This window comes from Bacteroides salyersiae, from assembly GCF_031172035.1.
Classification (GTDB): domain Bacteria; phylum Bacteroidota; class Bacteroidia; order Bacteroidales; family Bacteroidaceae; genus Bacteroides; species Bacteroides salyersiae.
This window is the reverse complement of sequence record NZ_CP133452.1, coordinates 4,607,863-4,633,456: the sequence shown is the minus strand read 5'-3', so window position 1 is coordinate 4,633,456 and position 25,594 is coordinate 4,607,863. Positions and strand designations below refer to the sequence as shown.

Annotated in this window: 18 protein-coding genes; 14 read left to right on the top strand and 4 right to left on the bottom strand. The window is 43.0% G+C overall.

Features of this window, described 5'->3' with window-relative positions; translation table 11 throughout:
• Positions 1–5: 5 nt before the first annotated feature.
• The 5 genes from RB604_RS17730 (at position 6) to RB604_RS17710 (ending at position 9,352) form a co-directional block, all read left to right on the top strand.
• A complete protein-coding gene (locus RB604_RS17730; protein WP_055294086.1) occupies positions 6–1,538 on the top strand; it encodes a RagB/SusD family nutrient uptake outer membrane protein in 1,533 nt (510 codons plus the stop codon).
• 42 nt (positions 1,539–1,580) lie between these two features.
• Positions 1,581–4,769: an FG-GAP-like repeat-containing protein gene (locus tag RB604_RS17725; RefSeq protein WP_229103600.1), complete on the top strand. Its 3,189-nt coding sequence runs from the start codon at positions 1,581–1,583 to the stop codon at positions 4,767–4,769.
• A gap of 95 nt (positions 4,770–4,864) precedes the next feature.
• On the top strand, positions 4,865–5,986 hold the full coding sequence (locus RB604_RS17720) for a T9SS type A sorting domain-containing protein (RefSeq protein ID WP_055294083.1): 1,122 nt from the start codon (positions 4,865–4,867) through the stop codon (positions 5,984–5,986).
• A gap of 9 nt (positions 5,987–5,995) precedes the next feature.
• Entirely contained in the window at positions 5,996–8,659 is a 2,664-nt protein-coding gene (locus RB604_RS17715; protein ID WP_055294081.1) for a carbohydrate-binding protein, read from the top strand.
• A 297-nt stretch (positions 8,660–8,956) separates the two neighbouring features.
• Positions 8,957–9,352, top strand: coding sequence for a DUF4143 domain-containing protein (locus tag RB604_RS17710; protein ID WP_224203222.1), 396 nt, complete (start codon positions 8,957–8,959; stop codon positions 9,350–9,352).
• A 100-nt stretch (positions 9,353–9,452) separates the two neighbouring features.
• Here RB604_RS17710 and RB604_RS17705 read toward each other — a convergent pair whose 3' ends face one another.
• From RB604_RS17705 to RB604_RS17695, 3 genes are all read right to left on the bottom strand, one after another.
• Positions 9,453–11,174 carry a PD-(D/E)XK nuclease domain-containing ATP-binding protein gene (locus tag RB604_RS17705; RefSeq protein WP_055294079.1) on the bottom strand — a complete coding sequence of 574 codons (1,722 nt, stop codon included), beginning with the start codon at positions 11,172–11,174 and terminating at the stop codon, positions 9,453–9,455.
• Between the two features lie 230 nt (positions 11,175–11,404).
• Positions 11,405–11,500 (bottom strand): smalltalk protein, encoded by a 96-nt coding sequence (locus tag RB604_RS17700; protein ID WP_005930760.1) that lies wholly within the window; start codon positions 11,498–11,500, stop codon positions 11,405–11,407.
• A gap of 129 nt (positions 11,501–11,629) precedes the next feature.
• Complete coding sequence (locus RB604_RS17695) at positions 11,630–12,094, bottom strand: HU family DNA-binding protein (protein ID WP_055294077.1); 465 nt, start codon at positions 12,092–12,094, stop codon at positions 11,630–11,632.
• A gap of 235 nt (positions 12,095–12,329) precedes the next feature.
• Here RB604_RS17695 and RB604_RS17690 point away from each other — a divergent pair, with 235 nt between their 5' ends.
• Positions 12,330–12,560, top strand: coding sequence for a DUF4248 domain-containing protein (locus RB604_RS17690; protein ID WP_005930767.1), 231 nt, complete (start codon positions 12,330–12,332; stop codon positions 12,558–12,560).
• Between the two features lie 84 nt (positions 12,561–12,644).
• Here the strand turns inward: RB604_RS17690 and RB604_RS17685 are convergent, their stop codons facing one another.
• Complete coding sequence (locus tag RB604_RS17685; RefSeq protein ID WP_055294073.1) at positions 12,645–14,840, bottom strand: VapE domain-containing protein; 2,196 nt, start codon at positions 14,838–14,840, stop codon at positions 12,645–12,647.
• Positions 14,841–15,950: 1,110 nt separating this feature from the next.
• Between RB604_RS17685 and RB604_RS17680 the strand changes: the two genes are divergently transcribed.
• From RB604_RS17680 to RB604_RS17645, 8 genes are all read left to right on the top strand, one after another.
• Positions 15,951–16,490, top strand: coding sequence for a UpxY family transcription antiterminator (locus RB604_RS17680; protein WP_005930772.1), 540 nt, complete (start codon positions 15,951–15,953; stop codon positions 16,488–16,490).
• A 109-nt stretch (positions 16,491–16,599) separates the two neighbouring features.
• Positions 16,600–17,079 carry a UpxZ family transcription anti-terminator antagonist gene (locus RB604_RS17675; protein ID WP_025820192.1) on the top strand — a complete coding sequence of 160 codons (480 nt, stop codon included), beginning with the start codon at positions 16,600–16,602 and terminating at the stop codon, positions 17,077–17,079.
• Positions 17,080–17,120: 41 nt separating this feature from the next.
• Positions 17,121–17,912, top strand: coding sequence for a polysaccharide biosynthesis/export family protein (locus RB604_RS17670; RefSeq protein WP_005930777.1), 792 nt, complete (start codon positions 17,121–17,123; stop codon positions 17,910–17,912).
• Between the two features lie 23 nt (positions 17,913–17,935).
• Positions 17,936–20,392, top strand: coding sequence for a GumC family protein (locus tag RB604_RS17665; RefSeq protein WP_005930779.1), 2,457 nt, complete (start codon positions 17,936–17,938; stop codon positions 20,390–20,392).
• 167 nt (positions 20,393–20,559) lie between these two features.
• Positions 20,560–22,086, top strand: a complete 1,527-nt coding sequence (locus RB604_RS17660) for an MATE family efflux transporter (protein ID WP_005930782.1) — start codon at positions 20,560–20,562, stop codon at positions 22,084–22,086.
• Between the two features lie 19 nt (positions 22,087–22,105).
• Positions 22,106–23,074, top strand: a complete 969-nt coding sequence (locus RB604_RS17655) for a nitroreductase family protein (protein ID WP_005930784.1) — start codon at positions 22,106–22,108, stop codon at positions 23,072–23,074.
• Positions 23,071–24,189, top strand: coding sequence for a polysaccharide pyruvyl transferase family protein (locus RB604_RS17650; RefSeq protein ID WP_055294070.1), 1,119 nt, complete (start codon positions 23,071–23,073; stop codon positions 24,187–24,189). The genes RB604_RS17655 and RB604_RS17650 overlap by 4 nt, the downstream gene beginning before the upstream one ends.
• Positions 24,186–25,427: a glycosyltransferase gene (locus RB604_RS17645; RefSeq protein WP_055294068.1), complete on the top strand. Its 1,242-nt coding sequence runs from the start codon at positions 24,186–24,188 to the stop codon at positions 25,425–25,427. Before RB604_RS17650 ends, RB604_RS17645 begins: the two co-directional genes overlap by 4 nt.
• The last annotated feature ends 167 nt before the right edge of the window (positions 25,428–25,594 follow it).

Here is a 25,594-nt window from a genome sequence, read left to right as displayed (position 1 = left end):
AAGCCATGAAAAAGTATATTTATATATTCGCCTTTTTAGGACTGTCGCTCTGTAACCAGAGTTGTATGAATAAGTTGGAGATATTGCCTAATGACCAGATTATTACCGATAATTTCTTTGAAAAAGGTACGGCCGAAGAGATCGAGAGTGGAGTGAACTCCATGTATCAGCGCTTGCAGAGTTCGTATATGTACAATCTCCGTATGTGGACACTCGATATTGTGGCCGGCGAGGGGAGTGTGGGCAATGAAGCGGGCGGCAACGGGCTGGAAACAACACAGCTTGCCAATTTTATAACTACCAGTGATAATTCCGGTGCAAAGGAATTATGGCGGGGACCCTGGGCCGGAATCAGCCGGACAAACTGGATTTTGAACAACATCGATGATGCGGCCCGGGTAAGTCCGGAAAAGATTGTCCAGTATAAGGGGGAAGCCCATTTCCTGCGTGCCTTGTATTACTTTAATCTGGTACGTTTGTTTGGTGATGTTCCTCTGATCAAGACCCAGCAGACAGCAGGCGACGATCTGCAGGTATCCCGGTCTCCAAAAGAAGAGGTTTACGAACTGATAATACAGGATTTGAAAGATGCTGCTTCCATGTTGCCGGCGCAATACGAACTTTCTTCCGATATAGGCCGTGCCACCAAAGGCGCTTCCTTAGGACTGCTGGCCAAGGTATATCTCACCTTGAAGAAATACGATGATGTCATTTCTACTATTGAGGAACTGGATGCGCTGAATATATATACCTTGAACAGAAAATACGATTGGAATTTCGACTACCTGCGTGAGAATGGCCCCGAGAGCCTGTTCGAAGTACAGTATGAGAAAGATGTGACCACGTATTCCGAGTTTGACATCCTCGGACAGGGCGGGTGGCACAATGACTATATGGCTCCTTTGGCCCCGATAGCGATTGGTGGCAGATGGGGTAACTTCGGCTGGTTTGCCGTATATCCGGAATTTGTGAATTCTTATGAAGCGGGAGATTTGCGGAAATCCGTTTCCGTGTGGTGTCAGGGCGACCAGTACAAAGGCTGGGCTTATGATCCGTCGGTTTCTCAGACCGGACACAACGTAAAGAAATTCCTCTGTGAGGATATAGGACAGGATCGCGCTATGGATAGCCCGTTGAATTTCCCCATATTGCGTTATGCGGATGTATTGCTGATGTATGCCGAGGCTTTGAATGAAAAGGGGCGTACGTCGGAGGCTTGTGCTCCTGCCGCATCCTATGAGGAGGGCGGGCCGTTGAATCGCGTTCGTGTCAGGGCCGGATTGCCTGAGGTAACGACTGAAGACCAGGCGGAATTACGGGAGATTATCCGTCATGAACGCCGTATGGAGTTGGCTTTCGAGGGCGGACACCGTTGGTTCGACTTGATCCGTTACGATGAGAATGGGGAGTACGCCAAGAAATTCTTCCACAGTATAGGTAAAACAAATTTCACAACTCCCAAGCATCTGTTATTGCCTGTTCCTATGGACGATATCGATGCAAACCCAAATTTGAGACCTAATAACCCCAGCTATTAACCCGATATGAAAAAGAAGATGAAAAGGAATATGAAAAAGAATATGAAAAAGAAAATTCTCTTGTCCGTTGTCTCTTTCTCCCTGGCTGTAGGGGCCGGTGCTCACGACGATTTGATTTACAGAACGCAGGCGGGATGGAATTTCGACATCGGTAACCAGTCTGTTATTTCTCAAACGTTGGATGCCGTTTTCACAGGAGGAGCTTGCGTGGGCGATTATGACGGAGACGGACGGGTGGATATCTGCGAGGTGGAGACTACCGGCGAAATGATAAAATGGGTATGGAAAATAAATAATGGTAAAAAGGATTGGATAACAAGCACTCCGGTCGGCTTTGGCATCAGTGCTACGGACAAGTATGTGACGGGCGACTTTAACGGTGACGGAAAGACCGATATCGCCGTGATGCGTTCAGGAGCCGGAGGACTGGCAACCTGGTACATCGATTTTTCCCCTTGTGAGGGGAACATCGATGCCAGAGGTCAGTTCGGACTGCCCGGAGACATCCCTTTGTCCGGTGATTTTAACGGTGACGGAATAGATGACCTTGCCGTTTACCGTCCCTCTACGTCGACTTGGTATGTAGCGTTTTCGTCTCTTACCGGATATCCCGAGTTCGATATGCCCCTTGCCATCAACGGGGTGGTGTTCGGGACGGCGGAAGATGTTCCCTTTACCGGAGATTTCAATGGAGACGGCTATACCGATATGGCACTCTACCGTGCTTCGACCGGACAGATACTCATCAATTATTGGTCGGCAGACAAGCTGCAATACGAACACTATGCTGATTCCAATGGTTACGGGACGGTGGACTGCACCGTGACAGTGCCGTTGACGGGGGTACTTGCCGTTATGTCTGCGGATGCGGATCAGTCCCGCCCTGCCGTCCTGCCTTTGGCTACCCTTGAAGAGACGGGGAAAGAGGTGAATCTCCGGCACGGATGGACTTGTATCTTCGACAATTCGCTGGATGTGGATAAGTGGGCGCGCAATCTGGAAGCCGCAGGAATCAATACGCTGGAATATCATCCCTGGATGAGAGCCCATGAGGAGGTAGCCCCTCAGACGGAAACCTGGAATACATACGTCGGTGACGACCGTCTTTGGACGAGCAAGGCCATGATGAAAAAGAAGATAGAGAAATTCCGCAGCATCGGTGGACGTTCGGTCTGCTATACCGGCATCTATGCCGCAACTCCGGCTTTTGCCCATACCTGTCCCGATTGGGCCATGCGCAATGCGGGCGACCGTAGCTTTATCACTTATGGCGGTTCTTATCTCTACCTCATGTCTACCAACGAATCGGTGGATGCCCCGTATACCATCGGCGGAGAGACGTATAAAAACTTCAACGACTATTTTGTGCATCAGGCGGTGACGGCTCAGAAAGAGTATAATTGGGACGGATACCGTTGGGATTGGTACGGCCTGCCCGATAGCTATGTCTGTGACGGAACGGAGGCTGCCTGTAATTTCTCGTCGGAGATGGCTCCGTTGGTCAAACGCCTGGATCTGGCAGTGAAGGAACAGCGTGCGGACGTCACTACTACGGCATTGCAACTACCGTCTACAAACGGGAATATCCCGCATTACACGACGGGAGCGGTAGCCAACCATCAGTTTATGGAACTCTGGCCTTTTGGCACGGGAACCAAATACACCGATCTTTACCGTGACATTTATGAAGCAAAATCGCGTTACCCCGATAAGCCGGTTTTCGCCAATTTCTATCCGCCTGCAGAGATGAACCTGACGACCGGCTGGCCGAAACAAAATATCGATTATCAATTTGCAACCTGTCTCTCGGCCGGCGGTTATCCTGCTGCGCAAGTGGTGGACGGAGTAGCGAGCTTTACCGATCCGGTTCCTTTCCATGCTGTGAACTATCCGTTGGAAGTGCTCGAACAGATCGCCCGTTGGAATAAGTTTACGGAAGCCTACGGAGCCTATCTGTATTATTCCAACCGCGCTTACGTCATTGCCGATTACAATCAGTCGGATTTGGTTCTGGATAATGCCGACGGCATCTATGCCAAACTGAAAAGACGTTGGGATAAACGGACTGGCCGGGCGGATGCTCTGATTGTCGATCTGGTGAACTACGGCAGCTCGGTAGATTTGCGTTGGGATGTGGTGAATACGGCGCCTGCGGCAAAGGCGACCGGTCTCTCTTTCACCTTACCGGAAGATGCAGTGCCGGCAGATCTTTATTGCGTTACTTTGGAAGGCAGCCGGAAGGTAGATTATACCAGAGAAGGCGATAAGGTAAAAGTGTCGTTGTCTTCACTCGGTACTTTTGCCACCTTGGTGCTGCATCTCAACAGCACGGTCGGAATGCCCGAAGCACCTGCGGAGAAAAGTGTCGCATTCGATCTATTCCCCTTCCGTTACGATGCCGGCGGAGAGACTTTGCGCTCCGAAGAGACTGCTGCGATTACCATTCTCGACGATCAGGAACCGCTTATCGTCTCCAACGACTATAACGGTAACGTGTCTCAGATCCAGACAGTGACAGATGCATTTGCCGGAGAGAAAGCATTGCAGGTTACTCCGGGAATGATCCGGTTTACCACCACTTCGGACGGTGCGATCCGTGTACCGCTCGATCGTTTCAACCGGTTTAAGATAGCTGTCCGTTCCCATAACACCACGGCTTGCTGGTTCGGTTTCCGTCTGATAAAGCCGTCCGACAGTTCTCCCGTATGGGAAACGAAAGACCTGTTCTATCGCGTGGGGTATTCCCAGCCGGGATTGGCTTATCTTACGCTGACTCCCGTGAAGCCCAAGGTAGACGAATGGGTGGAATATGAGCGGGATCTCCGGGAAGATATTACCGGCCTGTGGGGAGAAGATTGGGCGGATGCCATCGTGGTATCGGTCTTTATGGGGCCGGTAGACAGGAACAGTGCCGATTATGACAATCTGATTTTCATGTCGGACAAATATACGGGAATCGAATCTTCAAAAAAAAAAGAGGAGATAAGCGTCTGTTTCGATGACGGAGGTTCCCGGATGATTATATCCGGAGGAACGGGGCAGGAGCGTCTGTGCGAGATCCGGTTGGCGGATATGGGAGGACGTATCTGTTATGAAGACAGGCTCCGTTTTGGCAACGGAGTGCTCTCCTGTAGCATTCCTCCGTTGTCGCAGGGGGCCTATCTGCTGACGATCAGCGATGTGGAACAAGAGGGGTATCACCGGCTATACGCTTCGGTGGTATTCCGGTAAATCAAACAAACATGATTTAGAGCTTTTTAATTTTTGCTCAGCATTATCCAATGCTGAAATTAAACAAATTATTGTATAATTAAAATTTAATAGTTATGAAAAATTTAGTACTTGCAGTTTTAGCCTGTACAATGGCGGTTTTCACTTATGCCCAGAAGTCCGACGGCATTGTATATTGGTCTTACGAGGCCGGTTATCAGTTCGATTTCGATTTGGACGGAAAGATAGACCTTACAGTTCCCACACAGACCAAAGACGTGCCGATAGCCGAAGTGTTTGTGTATGATGCCAATGGTGACGGTTATTTTGACTTGTGCGAAGTAGACCGTTCCTGCGCGGCAGACCAGCTCATCCATTGGAGATTTTACTATAACGACGGGAATAATAATTTTATCGACCCGCAGGATGTGGTTTACGGTATGGCGGTAGGCGATAAGGCGCTCTCGGCAGATTTCAACGGTGACGGTGTAGGAGATGTCGCTATCCGGCGCGATAATGAATACGGGCTTTGGTGGCTGATGCATTTTATGGCGATGGCTCCGGATGTGAACCTTGCTTTCGGCATTTCAGACAATGATTATCTGCTGGCCGGGGATATGAATAACGACGGGCAGGCGGATGTGGTTTTATACGATAGGGGAAATTGGTTATGCTCTTTCACCCCTTCCACTACGGAATATAAGACTCCCGATTTTGCCAATCAGGATATTGCGAATATGCAGTTCGGTACCAAAAACGATATTCCTTTGTTGCTGGATTTTAATGGCGACGGTTACGACGATATGGCCATTTGTTCGGTAAACGATGAAGAAGTGAGTGTCAACCTGCGTGATCCGGCTACCAAACCTGAGAACAACGGATACAGCAAAAGCGGGAGGGGATCTTTCGATAAAACGTTCTATATGCCTTCCGGACTCAAACCGACTTGTGTGCGTGGTGTGAAACTGAGCAAAGGTGGTACGGGATTATCCGGAAACAACCGTCAGGAGACCGTATCCGTATATCCGTCCGTTGTAGGGAAAGATGCTTCGTTTACGGTGGAAACCGGTTCTGCCAATGTCCGTATTATTGTTTACAACATGATGGGGCAGCCGGTTGAGTCGATGGTTGCGGAACGTACTGCCAACATCCGGGTGGCCGGCTGGAATAGCGGGCATTATGTGGTTCGCATCGAATCCGATGATCAGGTCGTTACCAAGAAATTAATTATAAAATAATTCTTCCATATGAAGTTATACCTATATTGTAGCTTGTTTGCACTGTTGTTTCTGGTGTCGTGCCGGAGCGATAAGGTCTATTCCGAGTGGAGTTTGCAGAATCGTGAAAGTGGCGAGTATTTGGGAGAGAAGCAGGGGAGCTTCTGTTTTGCTGCCGAGCCTTCCGGAGATGAATACCTCTGGATCATTGAAAGTACTTCCGGTGAGGAGTTTCTGATCAAGAACAAGAAAAGCGGAAACTATCTGCAACTCGACGGCAAAGGGGCGGTTTGTGCTGCTCCGGGAGGTCAAGAGACAGAGAATATGAAATGGAAGTATGGCGGTTTTGATTTTGTCACCCAGAAGAATTGCGGCTGGTATACGCTCGAAAACGGGGCGGCGGAGACGGAACGCCATTTAGCGCGGCGGGCAGACGGAATAGTCATGGATGATTCCGACCGTGTGAAGGACTATCGTTCGCATTGGAACATCGTGCGGGAAACCGGTACGGAACTCTCTTTCGTGCTGACTCCGGACAAGGTGACCGATGCCTCTTTCCTCGGCACAAGAGAGGCGGTTGCCGTTTCCGATACCGAAATCGAATCGGACTATCACGGCAAGGATCGCTGGAAACTGCAAAAGGATATTTCTGCATTTCCCCGTTTCACGGCCGAAAACAACCGCTTGCTGGCAGCCCTTTACAACATGGCATTGGAAGAGATGCTGCTCGACATCCGTACGGACAGTACCTTCATGGCAGGTGCGTTGTGGCCCGATACATGGACGCGTGACGCGGTGTACAGCATTTATTTCTCTTATGCCTGGATATTGCCGGAGGTTTCGCGCAAGACATTGGAAAAACAAACCTTGCAGAATCCGAAAGAAGCCTTGCAGGATACCGGTAGCGGCGGTTCCTGGCCCATCTCTACCGACCGCGTTGTCTGGGCAATGGCGGCTTGGGAATATTATCTGTACACGGGCGATAAGAGTTGGCTGGAATCGGTGTACGATGGGTTGAAGTATACGGCACAGAAAGATATCCATGTGGCGTTTGATGCGAATGCCGGGTTGTTTAAGGGAGAAACCTGCTCGATGGACTGGCGTACCCATACCTATCCCAATTGGTTTATCAATTCCGTTATTGCCGATTCTTTTTCCAGTGGCACCAATGCACTGCACAAGTTCCTCTATCAGTTTCTCGGGGCTGCCGGACGGATCACCGGAAAGCCGGCGGAAGAGATTGCCGTGTGGGATCAATATGCCGATTTACTGAAAGAGAATATCAATAAGCGTTTTTGGGACGAGAAACAGGGGTGCTATACCTGTTATCTCTATCCGGAGTATTTGGGATACCGGCCTGCTCAAAGAGTGGGGGTGATGTCGAATGGACTGGCAGCCGTGTTGGGTATAGCCACCCCGGAACAGAGTGCGAAGATGGTGGAAAATTTTCCGGTTTATCCTTATGGGGCAGCCGTGCTGTATCCCAGCATCCCGGATGATTTTTCTTATCATAACAAAAGCGTATGGCCGGTTTGGGAAACTCCTTATATGTATGCTGCCCGTGATGCGAAAAACGTGCAAGTGGTGGAACATATGATGAAATCGCTGATGCGTGCCGGAGCACTGTTTCTGACTCACAAAGAAAATATGACTTATGACACGGGCTACGATCGCGGTACGGCGTTGAACTCTTCCCGCCAGTTATGGTCTGTGGCATCTTATATCAGTATGGTATATCGTGTACTGTTCGGGATGACGATGAGCGAGGAGGGGATCACTTTCACTCCTGTGATACCGGATCTGGTAGATGGGAAGATCTCATTGGAGAATTTCCGTTACCGGGATGCCGTGTTGAACTTGAATGTCACCGGAAAGGGAAATACCGTGAAACGTCTTCTCGTGAACGGGGAGGAACAGAGCTTGTCTTATCTGTTTCCTGCAACGGCTCAGGGAGATTACACGATTGACATTGTGATGACAACAGTGCCTGCCGGAGAGAAAATGAATCTTGTTCAGCCGGGACCGCGTAAGGACTGGTCGCCGGTAGAGCCGGTGCTCATTCAGGAGGGACAGGTGATTAATTGTTCCGTAGAGCCGGGGTTGCGCTATTTTCTGTGTAGCCGGGAGAGAGAGGATAAGGAGATTACGTTTCCTTACGATTTGAGCCGGGAGCCTGCCGGGTTCTATTCTGTATATTCGATGGATAGCCGGGGATTCAAGTCCGATTGTTCCAATCCGGTGATAAAGACAGACTGGCGCAAAGTGTTCGAAGCGGAAGATGCCGTGTCGAAAGGGACATTCAGTCAGGCTCATTCCGGATATTCCGGCCGGGGATTTATAGTTGATTTGTATGCAAAACCGGCCGATGTGACCTTTACCGTCGATGTGCCTGTTGATGGTGATTATGCGCTCGTGCTTTCCGGTGCAAACGGTCATGGGCCCGATGGCACCTACTGTACGATTCGTTCGGTATTTATCGACAATGTTGATGCCGGTACATTTATTCTCGAAGCTACGGGAGACTGGAATAAGTGGATGCGTTCCAATTATTTGTGGAAGAATATGAAGGCGGGACGTCACACGGTCAGTTTAAGGCTCAATCCGGAGGGCAAGGGTTTTGACTCTAATATGTCTCATGGTAGGGAAGATGCTAACGATTGTAATCTGGATTATCTGGAAGTGATTCGGATGTAAGTTGCTGATAATACGATACGATCAAGGTATACAATCAATTATGCGGTTAAAGCGGGAGAATACACGGTGGTTCTCCCGCTTTTTTATATCCATTTCTCACATTGTCAAGGATGGCTGTTTCTTTTACGGCTGAATATTTTTTATGGTTGAAAGTAAATTGATGGGTATATTTATGCTATGGGGGTGAAGTGGAGGTACATGGTCGGTAATGATATGTTTTCTGACATTTTTGATTCGATAAAACAATAAAACTGTTTTTATTTTGATTACGGTATTGAAAATTATGGGAATTTACTATTGAAAATCATTGGAGTTTTAGGAGTGATGCCGGAAGATTTGCATCGGGATCTGGAAAGTTTCGGCTTGTTCTTTGAGGATATGGCTGTTCGTGACTTGAAGGTGTATGCGGGCACTCTGGGTGGTGAGGTGCTACATTATAGAGATAATGCCGGACTGGAGTGTGATGCTGTAGTGCATCTGGATGATGGGCGATGGGGGGCTATCGAAATTAAGTTGGGAGGTGATGAACTGGTTGAGGCTGGTGCTAATTCGCTGAAACTACTGAAGGCTAAAATTGAGGAAAAGAGCGATGAGATGGCTCCTTCGTTCCTAATGGTATTGACGGCCGTGGGAGGAGCTTATCAGAGAGAGGATGGAGTGTATGTGGCTCCGATCAATCTGCTGAAACCATAATAATGGGAGTATCAATCTGCTGCAACAGCAATTTATATTTTGTGTGGCGTATGATTTTATAGGGGTACTTTCCGGTTTCGATCATGTGGCAACTTCTTTTTTATACCTCCCAGCATTTCCATCCCCGGTTGGCACAGATGTAAACCACATACGTCCGCACCTTGTAGTTGGGGAAATGCCGCAGTGTGTCTTCGGCATAGCGATGCACCTGTTCCACATGTTCGGGCAGGGGCGCATCCAGTCCTAACATCTTTTCCGCCTCTTTGGCCTTGTAATATTTGAACTCCACCAGACGGTCGTCCGTGTAATAATCCGTACCCGGTATGCCAGTCATTTCGAAGTCGGCGCGTCCTTCCGAATTGTTCTGTTCGATGGCAAAGGTATAGCAACTGCTCAGGTAACGGGATACCAACTCGAAGAAAGAGCAACGGATGAAGTTTTCATTGATCTTGTCGAATACCTGCGCAGGGAACTGGCCGAGGTATTGCTCGAAATAATTCCGGACAAGCGATTCAAAATCACGTTCGTCGACGAAGCGTTCGTAAGTAGGGACATACCGGTTGGCGCCGCCGTCTATACGGTTCAACACGTTGTAGTAGTCCATATAGATGCTGCGCATGGTCAGGTTGGGGAGTGCCATCCGGAAGTTGTTCTGCAGGGTCGTCATGCCTAAATAGAAAAGGCTGACGGGGTAGAAATTCTTGTCGAAGAACTTCTGCTTATTGAATTTGCTGGAAAGATCGGCTACGTTGTAAGCCAGTCCGTTGTCTATCACTAATGCATCCAGCATGGCCTTCGAGTTTTCCAGCGAGAGGGTGAGCCGTCGCAGCCAGCCGATGTCGGTACGCAGGTTCTCGTCTATCATCTCTTCGGGAACTTCACCGTGACGGGTAGCAAAGTTTTTCAGAAAATAGGTCAGTATCGTTGCATTGAACAGTTTTTCCCCCTTGGGGCTGAAACGGTAGCCGTCGTAGTTGTTGACGATGAGCTGCCATATTTCGTCGTAGCGTTCCTGGCTTCCGGTGTACTTGTCGAGCACGTAGCGCAGATAAGTATCCGCTTCGGCATGGGTAAAGCCCAACATATTGATAAAATCAGGATGTAGTGTCAATATCTCGGCAATATTATATCCGCTGGTCAGGTCGTCCATCGTCACGGGCAGCACACCGGTACAGAAGCAGGTGCGGATACTGCCTTCGCCGATACCTTTTTTGATTACCTTGAAGAAGGTGCGCAGGAAGCTGTCGGCAGTGGTTACTTTCTCGTAGAGCGGGTCATTGTAAGAGGTCAGCAACTGGTTGGTGAAGTTGTCGTATTCGTCTATCAGGATGTAAACCGGAGGGAGGTCATGGGCGCGGGCATATGCCAAAGCTTCCTCGAGCATTTTCGAAGCATTGCCGCGGGTTGTGAATTTAAAATCGCCGAAGAGATCCCGGTTGTGTATCACCATAATTTCCACCGGGCTGCAATTCAAGTCGTTAAAGTTCTGTTCCAACCCTTCCATATTATCCGCCATCACCATTGCCGAGAAGTCATAGCGAATGATCATATAACGGTTGTGCTCCGGTGTAGGATGGCTTCCGATGTATGTTCCTCCAAAGAGATCCTCAAACCGGTGGGCCAACGTGCGGTCATAATAATGTGCCAAGGTGGATACCAGCAGACTTTTCCCGAAACGGCGGGGACGCAGGAACACGGGGGCTTTATAGGCCTCGAGACGTGGAATGTAATCCGTCTTATCCACATAATAAAAACCACGGTCACGCATTTCGGCATAATTGGCCACGGCATAGGGAATCGTTATACTTGCTTGAATTTTCATATCCTATCACTCTTTGTTACACTAACAGTTACAAAGTTACAAAAGTTTTTCGTATTGAGAGTGGAAAGCGGACAGAATATGAAATAGGTGGCAAATCCTCATTCAGCATTGTACCCATACTTGTAATTATCATACATTGGAAAATAAAAAGTAATAATAAAAGAATACGAGACCCATTACCGGATCCCGTATTCCACTGATTTCTCACAAAACAGGTATAGTGCCTGCCATTAGATACTCATTGCATTGGCTCCCAATGCTCCTAACACGGCTGATGCCACTGCTATCACGATTTTCAGGATTTTATCCCAAAGAGACTTCTTCATACTTTACACTTCCTTTCCCCAATTTTTAATTCTCAATTTTTACCTCCCAATTTTCACCTAGCATCTCCCATTTCCCATCTCCCAACTTTCAACTTTCACCTTTCACCTTTCACCTTTCAACTAAAACCATCATGCCGCCGGATCTTCCCCTTCTCCTCCTCCTTCCTCTTCTTCTTTCTTTTTCAGCAAAGTTTCCAGATCGTAGAAGTCGATTTTCTCTCCGGCACGTGTGGTAGTGATATCCGGGCGGATATTGGTGGACGGCCGGAAGTTTATTTTTACGGCTTTAATGTTTTTTGCCGTGCAGTCTTCCGCCTTTTCCACGCCCATGGTGCGGGCTGAGAGACTGAATACGCCGAAATTCTTGATATTGACCGATTGCCCGCCGTAGAGCGTGCTTCGCATGGCTTCTACAAAATTCGTCAGTACGCTCTGTATGTCTCCCAAGGTGAGCGAACTCTTCTCTTTCATCATATAAGCAATACTTTCCAAATCTGCATTGGGTCCTAAGGTCACCAACTGTGGATAGAACTTTTCCACTGAATCTGCTTTTCGCGGGTCTTTTCTTGGAATTTTTTTAAATGGTACTCCCATAACAAAATAAATTTAAATGAATAAAAAAACGATCTCTTTTCTTCCGGAAGTAGCGCTTTCCTTCTTTCCGATGTGACAAAGATAGTGGTCGGCTTCCGACTGCTGCAACGTACTTTTATGCAGATTGGTCTCGATGGTAAATACTTTGATTCCCTTTGTATTATGTTGTCCTACAAATTGCCTCTTTCTCCGGTTTTTATTATATTTGAGTAGTGAAACCAATATCGGAAACAGTATGATTGTAGATGAAGAAAAGTTTGTTATCAAGGCCTATCTGAAAGCTGACCTTGCCCGGTTGTATAGCCCTAATCTCCCTGCGGGATATGCCATGTGTAAACTGCGTAGCTGGATACGCCGTAATAAAGAGCTCCATGCCCATATGTACGAAGGGGGAGAGGGGAAGGGAGACCATTCGTACACTCGCCGGCAGGTACGGCTCATTTTTGAATATTTGGGAGAACCTTGAAACCGGCCGGCAGGCCATGAATAAGATTATATGTAATGCCCCGGTACATATATTCTGCCGGGACATTACATATAATCGGAAAGCTTAAAAGGGTAATTCTTCCTGTGTCTCCTTTGGGCCTGTCGATAGGGTCTTTTTGTAGTTCCTGTCCACTTCATCAAAAGAGTACTGCACCACCTCGTATTCGTAAATCTTGTTTTCGCTGATTCTCTTCCGGAAGTTATCCCTTTCCAGTATTTGCACCAAGCTTTTCTGGTTCCGGTCGTTCATCTGTATTTTTCCGTTCATGCTGATAAGTACCAGTATCGCCGATACGGGCATCCATTTCACGTCCAGATCGTCCGCTTTCGGTTTGCGGAAATAGACATAGAGCAATTCCTCCTCTATGCTGGCTAAGCTGTATTCCCGGTTCACTTCATTCAATGTGGCTATCTCTTCGTTTTCATACCAGTAATGAAATCCGTTTTTCCAGAGGTAGAGTGCCTGAGAGTAGATTCCGGCATGGTTCACGGGCGCATGATAGTCGATTTCCTCCACGGTGACGGTGGGGTAACGCCTGAAAGCCCCTGCCGGATCTTTCAGGAAACGCGGTTCGTTGGTGCTGGCAATGAACGAGCAATGGCGTATGTAAGAGTTGGCATCCGTGTCGAAAGGCCGCCGTTCCGTCACTACGTCTTGTACGATAAGCCTTTTCAGTTCCGAAATGCTTCGGCCCGTCATGCCCTCGAACTCTTCCAGATTGATGAGCAGGCATTGGCTGAGAAAAAGCATGTGGTCCTTGTTTTCCGGGTTGATCATCCCGTTGCGGTAATATTTAGACAGTTCCGGAGGGAGAAGATGACGTATCCAGGAACTTTTGCCCTTTCCCTGCTCACCTTTCATGATGATGGCCAACTGGTTCTCTATCTTGTCATCCAGCGCGCAGGCCACCATGCCCACCAGCCACCGTTTCAGGCAGTCCTCCCAGAAAGGTTGGTTGGTCGTCTTTACCGTGGCTGCCAACAGCGCTATGTAATCCGTCTGCCCGTCATAGGGTTTCAGACCGTAAAAGTACGCTTCGAAAGGATTGAAGTTTTGTGCATATCGGGAGTCTATCAGGCTTTTTACGGTACTGGGGTGGCACGGTATTCCCGCCATTTGCAGGTCGTAGAACACGGTGTTGTAATCCTCCTTTTTCATGGAGCAGAATTCGTTTTTGCCGCCTTTATTCTTTTCTCTGAATTCCAGCCGCCCTTGTATCACGTTTCGTCTCACCTCGTATTGCTGCGTCATGAATTCGATGATACGCACCGCGACCGGTTTCTTCTTTTCTTCCTCCTGATGATCGGTGCGGGTGGTATAGTGATAGGCGTTTCTTACGATGCTTGCAGCGTCCAGATCGGGGGCGCCGAACTGCTTTTGCGCGAGGACTGCCGCTACTTCCTCCGGCAGGTTCTTCCGATAACATTTGTTGCCGAGAGTGAATATGAAATTATTCCTGTTGCCGGGTTGGTATTTTTCCTGTCTTTCCACGCTGCGCACGCAACTTTGGAATTCCATTTGTATCCACGGATCGATGTGGGTATGGTCTATGCTTTCATCTCCGGGCATCTCCTCCTTCATGAGCTGGCGTACGGTCTTTTTCTTTCCTTTCGCTGGGGGCGGGAGGATGGTCAGTTGCGGTTGCCGCACTTGCCTGAGCGCCTCTTCGCAGATGTAAATGTCCGGATCGTAGGAGGTGAAAAACAATCTGCCGATGTCGCTGCCACTGGCATCCACCTCTACGCTGCAAAGTGTCTCGTAATACTCCTTGGCATAGGCAAACATCTGTTTGTGGTAAGTTTCCAGTGCTTCGTAACTGATTTCACTGCGGCGCAGCAGTTCCATGCGCAGGCGGCAGGAAAGTTCGTCCTGCATGTATACGCCCACTTTCAAACCGTTTCCCGATGGGCTGGTGAAGCAGAACAGCGTATTCGGACTGCCCGTGATCAGCTTTCTGCAATTTGTCATTTCCTCTTCCGACAACCCGTCCAGATCCATCATTTGCAGGTCGTTGTATGTATCTATCATTTCGGGCACCCTTCGCTCCTTGTAGGTGGCGGAGAGCGTACTGCCTTTCAACTGTTTCTTCACCAGTGCCGCTTCCTCTTTTTTTCCGTCGCGTACCAGCGCCCGTATCTTTTCGATGATTCTGCCGTTGGTATAAGAGCCTATTTCCAGGAGTTTATCAGTGAGTTTACTTTTCCCCGTATGCTTGCTGAAGCCCTTAAAAGATGAGATCAGGATTTGAATTTCTTCCATGTCTTTGCTTTGTTTTTATAGGTTTTAAAATATCCGGCAAAGGTAAGGCGGTTTTTTCGAATGCTAAATCGTGGTTTTTCATCTCCGAAAAACCACGATTCACTTTTTAGGCTATTCCGGCTCATGATAGAAGTAAGTCTCTGATCTGATGCTCTCTAAGCTCATACTCTCTTCCGGATCGTTTTCGTATCTTATATCATAATACCGGAAGATAAAATCGGCCAGATGATTGATGTTGTTTTTCCCCGGAAGGGTGAGTTGACCTTTGTCCCAAAGGGATACCAACAGCTCGATAAGTTCTTTGTGTGAGCCGGTTATGACACATCTTCCGGGTGGTTGTTCGAAGAGGTCGATGTGTTTTTGTAACTTCTGAGAGAACTTGCCGGCAGTGATTTTTATGCCTAAATCTTCACATTCGAATGTGATTGTACAATTAGTACTTTTTTTACTTCATTTTTCATATATGTTTATAATTAAAATTTTGCAAAGATAATATTTTGCGTGAAAAGAATGAAACTCTCGCGCGGGGGCGTACGCGCATATATAGTGATTTTGTTTGTGTGTATAGTAGGTAGGTGGTACCACCACTTGTTAATACACAAACACATACGTTTTATAGAGTTTGATGAGAAAGTTTGAAAGGGATGGAGATAAAAAAGTGTTTCAAAAAACGTTCGTTTAATGGCACATATATTTTTACCTTTCCACAAAGAGCTAAAATCCGGCAAAAAACAAATGGATAAAAGCACTATTGGAAATTTATAAGGACTTAATTATCAGCATGAAAGATATTTGAAAAATAAAATAAATCAATTTATTTATAAAAATATTTTGCCGTTTCATTTATACGTTTTACTTTTGTGCCATTAAACGAACGTTTTTTGAAACACTTTTTACTTATATATCGCTCGTTTATAGCTTGTTAAGTGCTGAACCCCTTGTGCTTTGTACAAAAATGGGATATCACTTATAAGTAAATACTTCAAAACGATCCTACTGCGATAGGGGATATTTTTGAAATAACATGGATGCTCTCATATTTATATTTGCATTACATCATTTGACCGGGAGGTATTTCAGTACTCCGGTGTCCCCAAAGAATATCCTTTTGTGAACGATTCAACAGATAACAACTATTGGTATGCTCTTCGCGTCACCTACAGTCGCGAGCTTGCCTTGAAAAATTTTTTAGACCGTGAAGGCATCGAGAATTTTATCCCGATGCGTTACGAATACATTGTGAAGGATGAGCGTCGTGTCCGCAAGTTGGTTCCTGCCGTCCATAACCTTGTATTTGTCTGTTCTTCACGTGCCCGTATTGATGCCATTAAAGAATCCGTCGGTTTGTCTTCTCCCATCCGTTACATCATGGACCGGGAAACCCGTCAACCGATCATCGTTCCGGATATTCAGATGCGTAGTTTTATGGCTGTTGCCGGCAATTGCGATCAGCAACTGGTTTATCTGGAGCCTTCAACGGTTTCTTTTCGTAAAGGTGAACGTGTCCGCGTCACCGGAGGAATTTTCGAAGGAGTGGAAGGGGAGTTTATCCGTGTGAAGAACGACCGCCGTGTAGTGGTTTCCATTCGTGGTGTAATGGCAGTAGCCACCACCTTTATCCACCCTTCGCTCATCGAACCTATATTGTAGTCTATACACCCTGCTTCCCATCATAATTGTCAATTTGATATTGAACTGTTTTGTAAAGTAATATCAATCGTAAATCATACATTGTAAAATCGTAAATAAAATATATATGTTGAATTCTTTGGAATCTCAAATATCCGCTTTGTATGCTTCGGCGCACGAGCTGCTCTATTTGGGGGTTGACGGCAGTCCCATTTATAGTGATCATTTTAATCGTCTGAATCGTGAGGTTTTCCGTCAAGCCAATTCACTGTTCATCCGTCATGGCGTTACTTCCGAGGAGGAAGCCGCTCTTTGTCTGTCCCTGTTGATGGGGTATACCGCTACGATATATAATAACGGGGATAAGGAAAATCGTATTCAGAGTATCCTGAACCGTTGTTGGGAGGTGTTGGATAAATTGCCACCCTCGCTTTTGAAAGCCCGTTTGCTGACTTATTGTTACGGTGAAGTTTATGATGACAATTTAGCTCAGGACGCCCATACAATTATAAACAGTTGGTCGGGACGGGAACTGACAAAGGATGAATGCGAGGTGATCGATCTTCTGAAAACAATAGAAGATAACCCGTATCCGTGGAGTGAAGTATAATAATTAGTAAAATAAAGGGATAATATTTATTAGTGTTTTCTATGAACATAAAGATTCAGAATTGTGTTTTCTTGTGTCTGATAGCCTTTTTGGCATCCTGCTCAGCTCCGAAAGAGGTGCTTTATCTACAGGATATTGCTTCTATAAAAGAAGAGAATATAGATAAGAATTATGAAGTGATTATCCATAAGGATGATTTGTTGGCCATCCTTGTGAACAGTAAGGATCCGGAATTGGCTTTGCCTTTCAATATGCCGGTAGTAACCTACCAGATTGGCGCCCAGACTACGGCTCAACAACGTTTGTTGGGATATCTTGTTGACCAGAACGGCGATATCGATTTCCCCATTTTAGGTAAAATTCATGTAGAAGGTTTGACCCGTATGCAGGTTACCGAGTTGATAAAACAAAAACTGATGAGTGAAGACTTGATAAAAGATCCGATTGTCACCGTTCAGTTCCTGAACTTTAAAGTCTCCGTGATGGGTGAGGTGACCCGTCCGGGTACGTTCGATATTTCCGGTGACCGCATTACCCTGCTCGAAGCACTGAGTATGGCCGGTGACCTGACGATTTATGGCCGTCGTGACCGGGTCGCCGTGATTCGTGAAAAGGACGGCAAGCGTCGTATCCTCTATCATGATTTGCGCTCTTCGGATATTTTCCAGTCGCCTTGCTATTATTTGCAACAGAACGATATTGTTTACGTAGAGCCTAATAAAGCTAAGACCGGTCAGAGCCGCATCAACTCGAACAACTCGGTAGGAGTGTGGTTGTCCGCCGTTTCAGTGCTGGCCTCTATTACTTCTTTAATGGTAACCATGTTTAAATAATCAATTTTGGAATAAAAACGATAATGAGTATTGAGTCGCAAAATAGTGAACTCCGTGAAAAGGAGTCTGAAATAAGTATTGTTGATATTTTCCATCTTGTCATAGCCAATTGGTATTGGTTCGTTCTGTCAATTTTAATTTGTGCAGGTATTGCTTTCTTTTATCTGAAATCATCCTCAAAGGTATATAGCCGGAAAGCTTCCGTATTGATCCGTGATGATTCAAAGGGAGGCTCCATCAGTGAATCCACCGCCTTTGCCGACATCTCCTTTTTAGGCGGTAAGCGCAATGTGGATAATGAGGTACTTGTTTTTCAATCCCGTCATCTGATGGAGAAAGTGGCCCGTCGTTTACATCTGGATATGAGTTATAAAGTGAAGAACGGCTTGCGCGAAGACGAGCTTTATACTCATTCTCCAATAACTGTTTTGTTTCCCGAATCGGAAGAACGGCAAGTCATAGAAATGACAGTGACTCCTGTGGATTCTGCCACGGTAAGGCTTTCAGATTTTAGTCTGAGTATAGCCGGTGAGGAAATCCGGTCTGCGGAAGTGGTTGATGCCCGTTTGAATGATACGATTTTGACCCCTGTCGGTACGATGGTGGTGACTCCCACTTTATATTACACGGATACTTACTATGGTAAGCCAGTCTATATTACTAAGTCGAATATGGAAAAGGTGGTTGAGGGGTATTTAAGAAGGATTAATATATCTCTTGCCAGTAAAACAGCTACGATTATAAATTTGGTTCTGGATGATGTATCCACTGCCCGTGCGGAGGATATTTTGAATATGCTTATTGCCGTTTATAATGAGGATGTGATCAATGACAAGAATCAGATTGCTGTTAATACCTCCAAATTCATTAATGACCGTTTGATCATTATTGAACGTGAACTGGGAAGTGTGGATGCTAATATTGAAAGCTTCAAACGAGAGAACCAATTGACGGATATTACTTCTGAAACAGGTATGTATCTTCAGAATACGAGCCGTTACAAGCAGGAGGGCCTCAGTTTGGAAAATCAATTGAGCATAGTAAAATATATTAAGGAATATCTGGTTGATCCTCAAAAAGGTTCTGATTTAATCCCTGCCAATACCGGTATTTCAGATAATAGTGTTGAATCTCAGATAAAAGAGTACAATGACATGTTGCTGAAGCGTGATAAACTGGTAGCCGGTAGCAGTAATAAGAATCCTATTGTGATTGATTTAAACAATTCTTTAGGGGCTATGAAACAGACGATCATCCGTTCTGTGGATAACTTAATTGTAGGATTAAATATTCAGTTGAAGAATATTCGTGAACAGGAAGAGCAGACAACTAAACGTATTGAGGCTGTTCCTACACAACAGAAATATGTTCTCACCGTGGAACGTCAACAAAAGATCAAAGAGGAACTTTATCTTTATTTGCTGAATAAACGTGAGGAGAATGCATTAACACAGGCTATTACTGAGAGTAATGCACGTATTATTGATCCGGCTTCGGGTAGTAGTGTTCCTGTTGCTCCCAAATCGATGATGATTCTTTTGGCGGCTATTGTCTTGGGAGGTACTATTCCTATGGGTGTTCTGTGGCTATTGAATGTTACTGATACGAAAGTTCGTACCCGCAAGGAGTTGGATAATGTTTTGACGGTTCCTTTCTTAGGTGATATTCCTCGTCATGGTACCAGGAAGGGAGAAGATACTGATGCTATTGTCGTACATGAGAGTGGACGCGATTCTGTGTCTGAAGCTTTTCGTATTATCCGTACCAATATGGAGTTTATGCGTGTGAAATCAGACAACCTACAAGTAGTTATGTTTACTTCTGCTAATCCGGGCGCTGGTAAAACTTTTGTTTCAAGTAATCTGGCTATGAGTATTGCACAAACGAACAAGAAAGTTGTTTTGGTTGATGTTGATATTCGCAAGGGTACATTGAGCGGTATTTTTTCAAATCCTTCGGGGCGTATGGGATTGACTCATTATTTATCCGGGCATACAGATAATCTGGATGATATTATAGGAGTAAGCGAGGAATATGATAAACTGGATATTGTTTTTTCGGGTCCTGTACCTCCTAATCCTGCTGAACTTTTATTGAGTGAACGTTTTGATTACTTTATATCGGAACTGCGTAAGCGGTATGACTATATTATTGTTGACAATGTTCCTGCGGGTATGGTTGCTGATGCTTCCATTGTGAATCGTGTGGCCGATCTTACCATTTTTGTAGTTCGTTCGGGGGTAATGGATCGTCGTCAGTTGCCGGAACTTGAGAAAATGTATCGTGAAGAACAACTTCGTAATATGTCTGTAATCTTGAATGGTGTTTCTTCAGAACGTAGAGGCTATGGTTATGGCTATGGTTACGGCTATGGTTATGGTTACGGTTATGGCTATGGAAATGAACATCATAATAATAATGAGAAAGGAGTTATTAAACGAATAATAAATAGACTAACTGTTTTTTTTAGTCGAACTTAATGTTATAATTGTTGTTTTCAACGTGTTCTTTGAGTTTATAAATATTTATTAATAGAATGTTATATAGCTTTAAATCAACTGTCTCTTGTGATTTTGATAAGTAATGATATTTGTGAAAAATGATTTTTTAGTGGATAAGGAGATACGTGGAATCAAATTTAGTCTAAATGAGTAGTAGAAATAAGCGTATAGCTCACAACACTTTGATGCTTTATATTCGCATGATACTTGTCATGGGAATAACACTTTATACCTCTCGCATAGTACTAAAAGAACTTGGAGTAGAGAACTATGGTATTTATAATGTAGTGGGAGGAGTTGTTGCTATGTTTAATTTGTTGGTTGGTAGTCTCCGGGCTGCTACTCAGCGATTTATTACATTTGAATTGGGAAAAAGTGAAAACAGACAGCTCAAACGTATTTTTTCTGCCTCAGTAACAATTCATTTTATAATTTCTATAGTAATTTTTATTTTAGCAGAAAGTATAGGGATATGGTTCTTAAATACTCAAATGAATATTCCTGTCGAACGTATGGTTGCAGCTAATTGGGTGTTTCAATGTTCGGTATTTACTTTTATTATAAATCTTATCTCTGTTCCTTATAATGCAGCTATTATAGCTTACGAAAAAATGTCTGTTTTTGCTTATATTAGTGTAGTGGAAGTTATATTATCATTAATAATTGTTTATTTATTAGCTTTGACAAATTATGATAAATTGATAGTCTATGCATTGCTTTTATTGTCTGTTGCTTTTATTATTCGTTTAATTTATGTTAAGTTCTGTGCATCTTGCCTTTCTGAATGTAAATTTAGTTTTTTGTGGGATAAATTATTGTTTCGGGAGATGTTCTCTTTCATCGGATGGAATTTTATTGGTGCCGGGAGTGGTGTTTTAATGACACAAGGAGTAAATATTGTATTGAATATATTTTGTGGAGTTACTATTAATGCTGCCCGTGGAATTGCTACTCAAGTACAAACTGCGGTAATGTCTTTGACATATAATTTTATGACGGCTTTTAATCCGCAAATAACGAAATCATTTGCAGCAGGTGAAAATGAATATCTTCAAAAAATATTGAGACAAGGAGCTAAGTTTTCTTATTTACTTATGTTAATGCTTGCATTACCTATATTAATGGAAACAAAGACAATTCTTTCTATTTGGCTTAATAAAGTACCAGAATATACAGTAGTTTTTGTCAGACTTATTATAGTGTATTCTTTGATTCTTTGTATATCAACTCCTTTAGTAACAGCTATGTTAGCAACGGGGAAAATTAAGCGTTATCAGATTATTGTAGGTGGTTTCCAATTGCTTAATTTCCCTTTTTCATTTGTAGCGTTAATGTTGGGGGCATCTCCAGTAATGACTTATGTATTTCAGATAGTATTTGAGATATGTTGTCTTTCTTCTCGCTTATGGCTTTTGAGGGAGATGATTGGATTTGAAACGAAAAAGTTTATTTTTCAGGTACTTCAAAGAATTTTTTTGATATCTATAATTTCACTTTTTTTTCCTATGATATTTATATATTACTTTGAACCGTCTATAAGCCGATTTGTTTGTGTTACCATATTGTCTATTGCAGCGGTTATTATTTTTACAATATTATTTGGATTATCACATAGCGAAAAGAGTTTTTTGGTCGAACAGACAAAAATGATTGCGAGAAAGATTCAACGATAAAATTTATTTATAACTAAAAATGAAATTATTACTTTTCCCCCTTTATTATTTTTCAGTAATACGTTATTATGTCCTTGATATGATTCGGTATGTGAGGTATTCAGGTATATTTCATAAAAAAAATACTGAGATTAAGTTTATTTCTGATATTATAATGAGCTATCATGTTCTTGAAAAAGGGTTAACTATGCCCGATATGCGATTGGGGTTTGGAGTAGAACGAGTAAATGCTCTTATAAATTTGTGTAACGAATATATGAGTCGAGGATATGAAAAATCAAATTGTCAATTTTTGCATGCTATAGGAGTGATTGACGAATATAGACGAACTCATCAAGCCTCAAAATTTGAAATGAATACTGAATTGTTAGATAATATTGATAAATTGATTCAAAAGGTTGGTTCTGTTCCTTGTCTAAATCAAATTGGGTACACAAAAGAGTCCTATTTCAAAGAGAATGATTCTACTTTTGAATATTTTTCAGCAAGTAGACACAGTCTTCGAAATTTTACTTCTGAAGAGATTGATATTGAAATTCTTAAAAAAGCGATTTTATTGGCACAAAATGCTCCTTCTAGTTGCAATCGGCAACAAGCGAGAGTCTATGTAATCCAAGATAAGGAAAAAATCAAGCAGGTATTGAATTGTCAAAATGGACATCGAGGTTTTGGACATTTATCGAATAAGCTTATTATATTGACTGCGAGTGTTGAAGAATATAGTGGGATTGGTGAACGTAATTCCGCGTATATTGATGGTGGATTGTTCGGTATGAACTTGTTATATTGTTTACATTATTATAAAGTTGGGGTATGTACCCTAAATGCTTACTTCTCATATAAAACAGAGAAAAGAATGCGGCAAATTTGTGATGTGCCGCCAAGTGAAGTTTTTTTAATGGTTTTAGCGTGTGGAAAAGTACCCGAACAATTCAAAGTTACTTTATCGAAACGGAATGATATATCTAAGATTTTGCATATCGTATGAAAATAGGAATACTAACTTTTCATTGCGCACATAATTATGGAGCTGTTTTGCAGGCTTATGCAATTCAAGAGCAATTGAAACTTATGGGATTTGATGTTGAAATTATAAATTATAGACCCATATATTTACTTCGTCCTTATGGATATTTACCTCAATTCCATTTTCGTACGATAAAGGATGGCTATTTGAGGTGTTTAATTCTTAATGTGAAGATATTGTTACGATGGATTGGAACTCTAATTCCTACATATAGGCGCAGGAAAGGATTTAATAAGTTTATTCAATCAAAATTGTCTTTATCGTTTTGTCGGTATAATAGTCCTTTTGTTGAACATAATGAGTATGACTTTTATATAATGGGAAGTGATCAGGTATGGAATCCTAAAATAACAAAAAAGTTTGATGATGTCTATTTTGGAAACTTTAAAGTTAGAGTGGGAGTGAAAAAAATTAGTTATGCTGTATCAATGCCTTTATATACTTTTTCATCTCAACAAAAGGAACAATTAAATGTGAATTTACGTAATTTTTCGGCAATTAGTGTGCGAGAAACTCAATTGGAAGAATTTATATTTGACAATTTCAAAATTAAATCTCAAGTAGTATTAGATCCAACTTTGTTGGTGGATAACTTTGTGTGGAGGAAAATAGCTATTATACCTAATATAAATAAAAAATATGTTTTAGTTTATGCATTAGGATTACGTAATGAAGCTCTGCGAATAGCGAGAAATATAGCCTCAGAAATTGGAGCAGTTGTTGTTGAAGTGAGTGGAAGTGCTAAAGTTTTTGATATTAAAAACTCTTATTCGACAGCTTCACCGGAAAAGTTTGTAGGGTATTTTCAGAATGCCTCATTTATAGTTACTTCATCATTCCATGGAACTGCTTTTGCCATATCTTATCAAAAGCCATTTTATTCTATTATGAAAGGAAATACACTCGATTCTCGTCAACTTTCATTACTTACAGATTTAGATTTGCAAGAACGTTTCATTAATAAAGAAAGTAATCCTAAATATTCTGAAATAGATTATTCAATTGTTACGCAAAAATGGAGAACTATGCAGAATAAATCTCGTGATTTCTTAAAGCAGAGTATTTTAAATATATGAAAAAACGAATTTTACATATTAATACGAAAGAACTTGGAGGTGCAGCTAAGGCTGCATTGAGGTTGCATGAGAAATTTATTGATTTGGGTTATGAATCTAATTTTCTGATGTTGAAATATGTGTTGCCAGATGCAAAAAATGTGACTACGCTTTCTGACTTATTTAGCCGAATAATAAAACCCTTTTATCGTATGTTGGAGGCAATATTACTTTATAAGAGAAAGAGTGGTATGTTTTCTTCATTTATATTTGGAGCAAATGTTCATAAACATCCTTTAGTTTTGAATGCAGATGTGATATATTTACATTGGATAGCAGGAAATATGATTAATTGGTATTCTTTAAAAAAAATACTGGACTCAGGGAAACCCGTATATTGGTTTATGCACGATTATTTGGCTATGACTGGAGGATGCCATAATCCAATTGATTGTGTACAATATACGAAAGAATGTAAAAAATGTCCTAAATGTAATTCGTTGCTTTTTAATGTCCCTATTTTTGAGTTTATGGAAAGGGCGAAAATGTATAATAAATATCCTAACCTTAAATTTATAGTTCCTAGTTTGTTAGTTAAAAATCGGATAATGACTTCTTTTTTGTTGAAAAATGCGGATGTTACATATATCCCCAATTTTGTTGATATAGATATATATAAACCATTAAATAAACAAGATGCAAAGAAAGCCTTTAATTTTAATTTATGTAAGAAACAGATACTGTTTGGTGCCGCTGGAGGGATACATTCTAAATTTAAAGGTTGGGTATATTTGGAAGAAGCACTATTAGCTTACCGTAATTCGGATATAGAAGTAATTATTTTTGGTTGTACAAAACCAAGTAATTATAAGTCTCCTTTCGATAATGTTGATGTGAGATTTTTGGGAAGTTTTTATGATGATATTTCTCTTTCTTTATTATATAATGCTGCGGATGTTTTTGTTGTTTCTTCAGAAGATGAGACGTTTTGTTTGACAGCCTTGGAGGCATTAGCATGTGGTACGCCAGTTGTCGGCTTCCCAGTTGGTGCTATCCCTGAAATGGTTATTCATAAAGATAATGGTTATATCGCGGAATATAAAAATACTAAAGACTTATTGACTGGTTTGGAATTCGTTTTAAATAATCTTTGCTCAAATATATCTCAAGAATATATTTGTTCGAATGTATCTACCACGTTTGATTCAAATACAGTGATTATGTTGCATCAAAATCTGATTGATGATGAGGATAATTAATTATAAGAATAGAAATTGGATAATTGTTTGCTATTATATTTTTGATGCTTTAACTTATTATTTTTTATTTCTTAGACCGTTTCTATATCCGTTAAGATTAATATTAATTATTGATATCATATCAAATATTAAATACTCTACACGTTCTCAGAAAATAAGTGTTACTA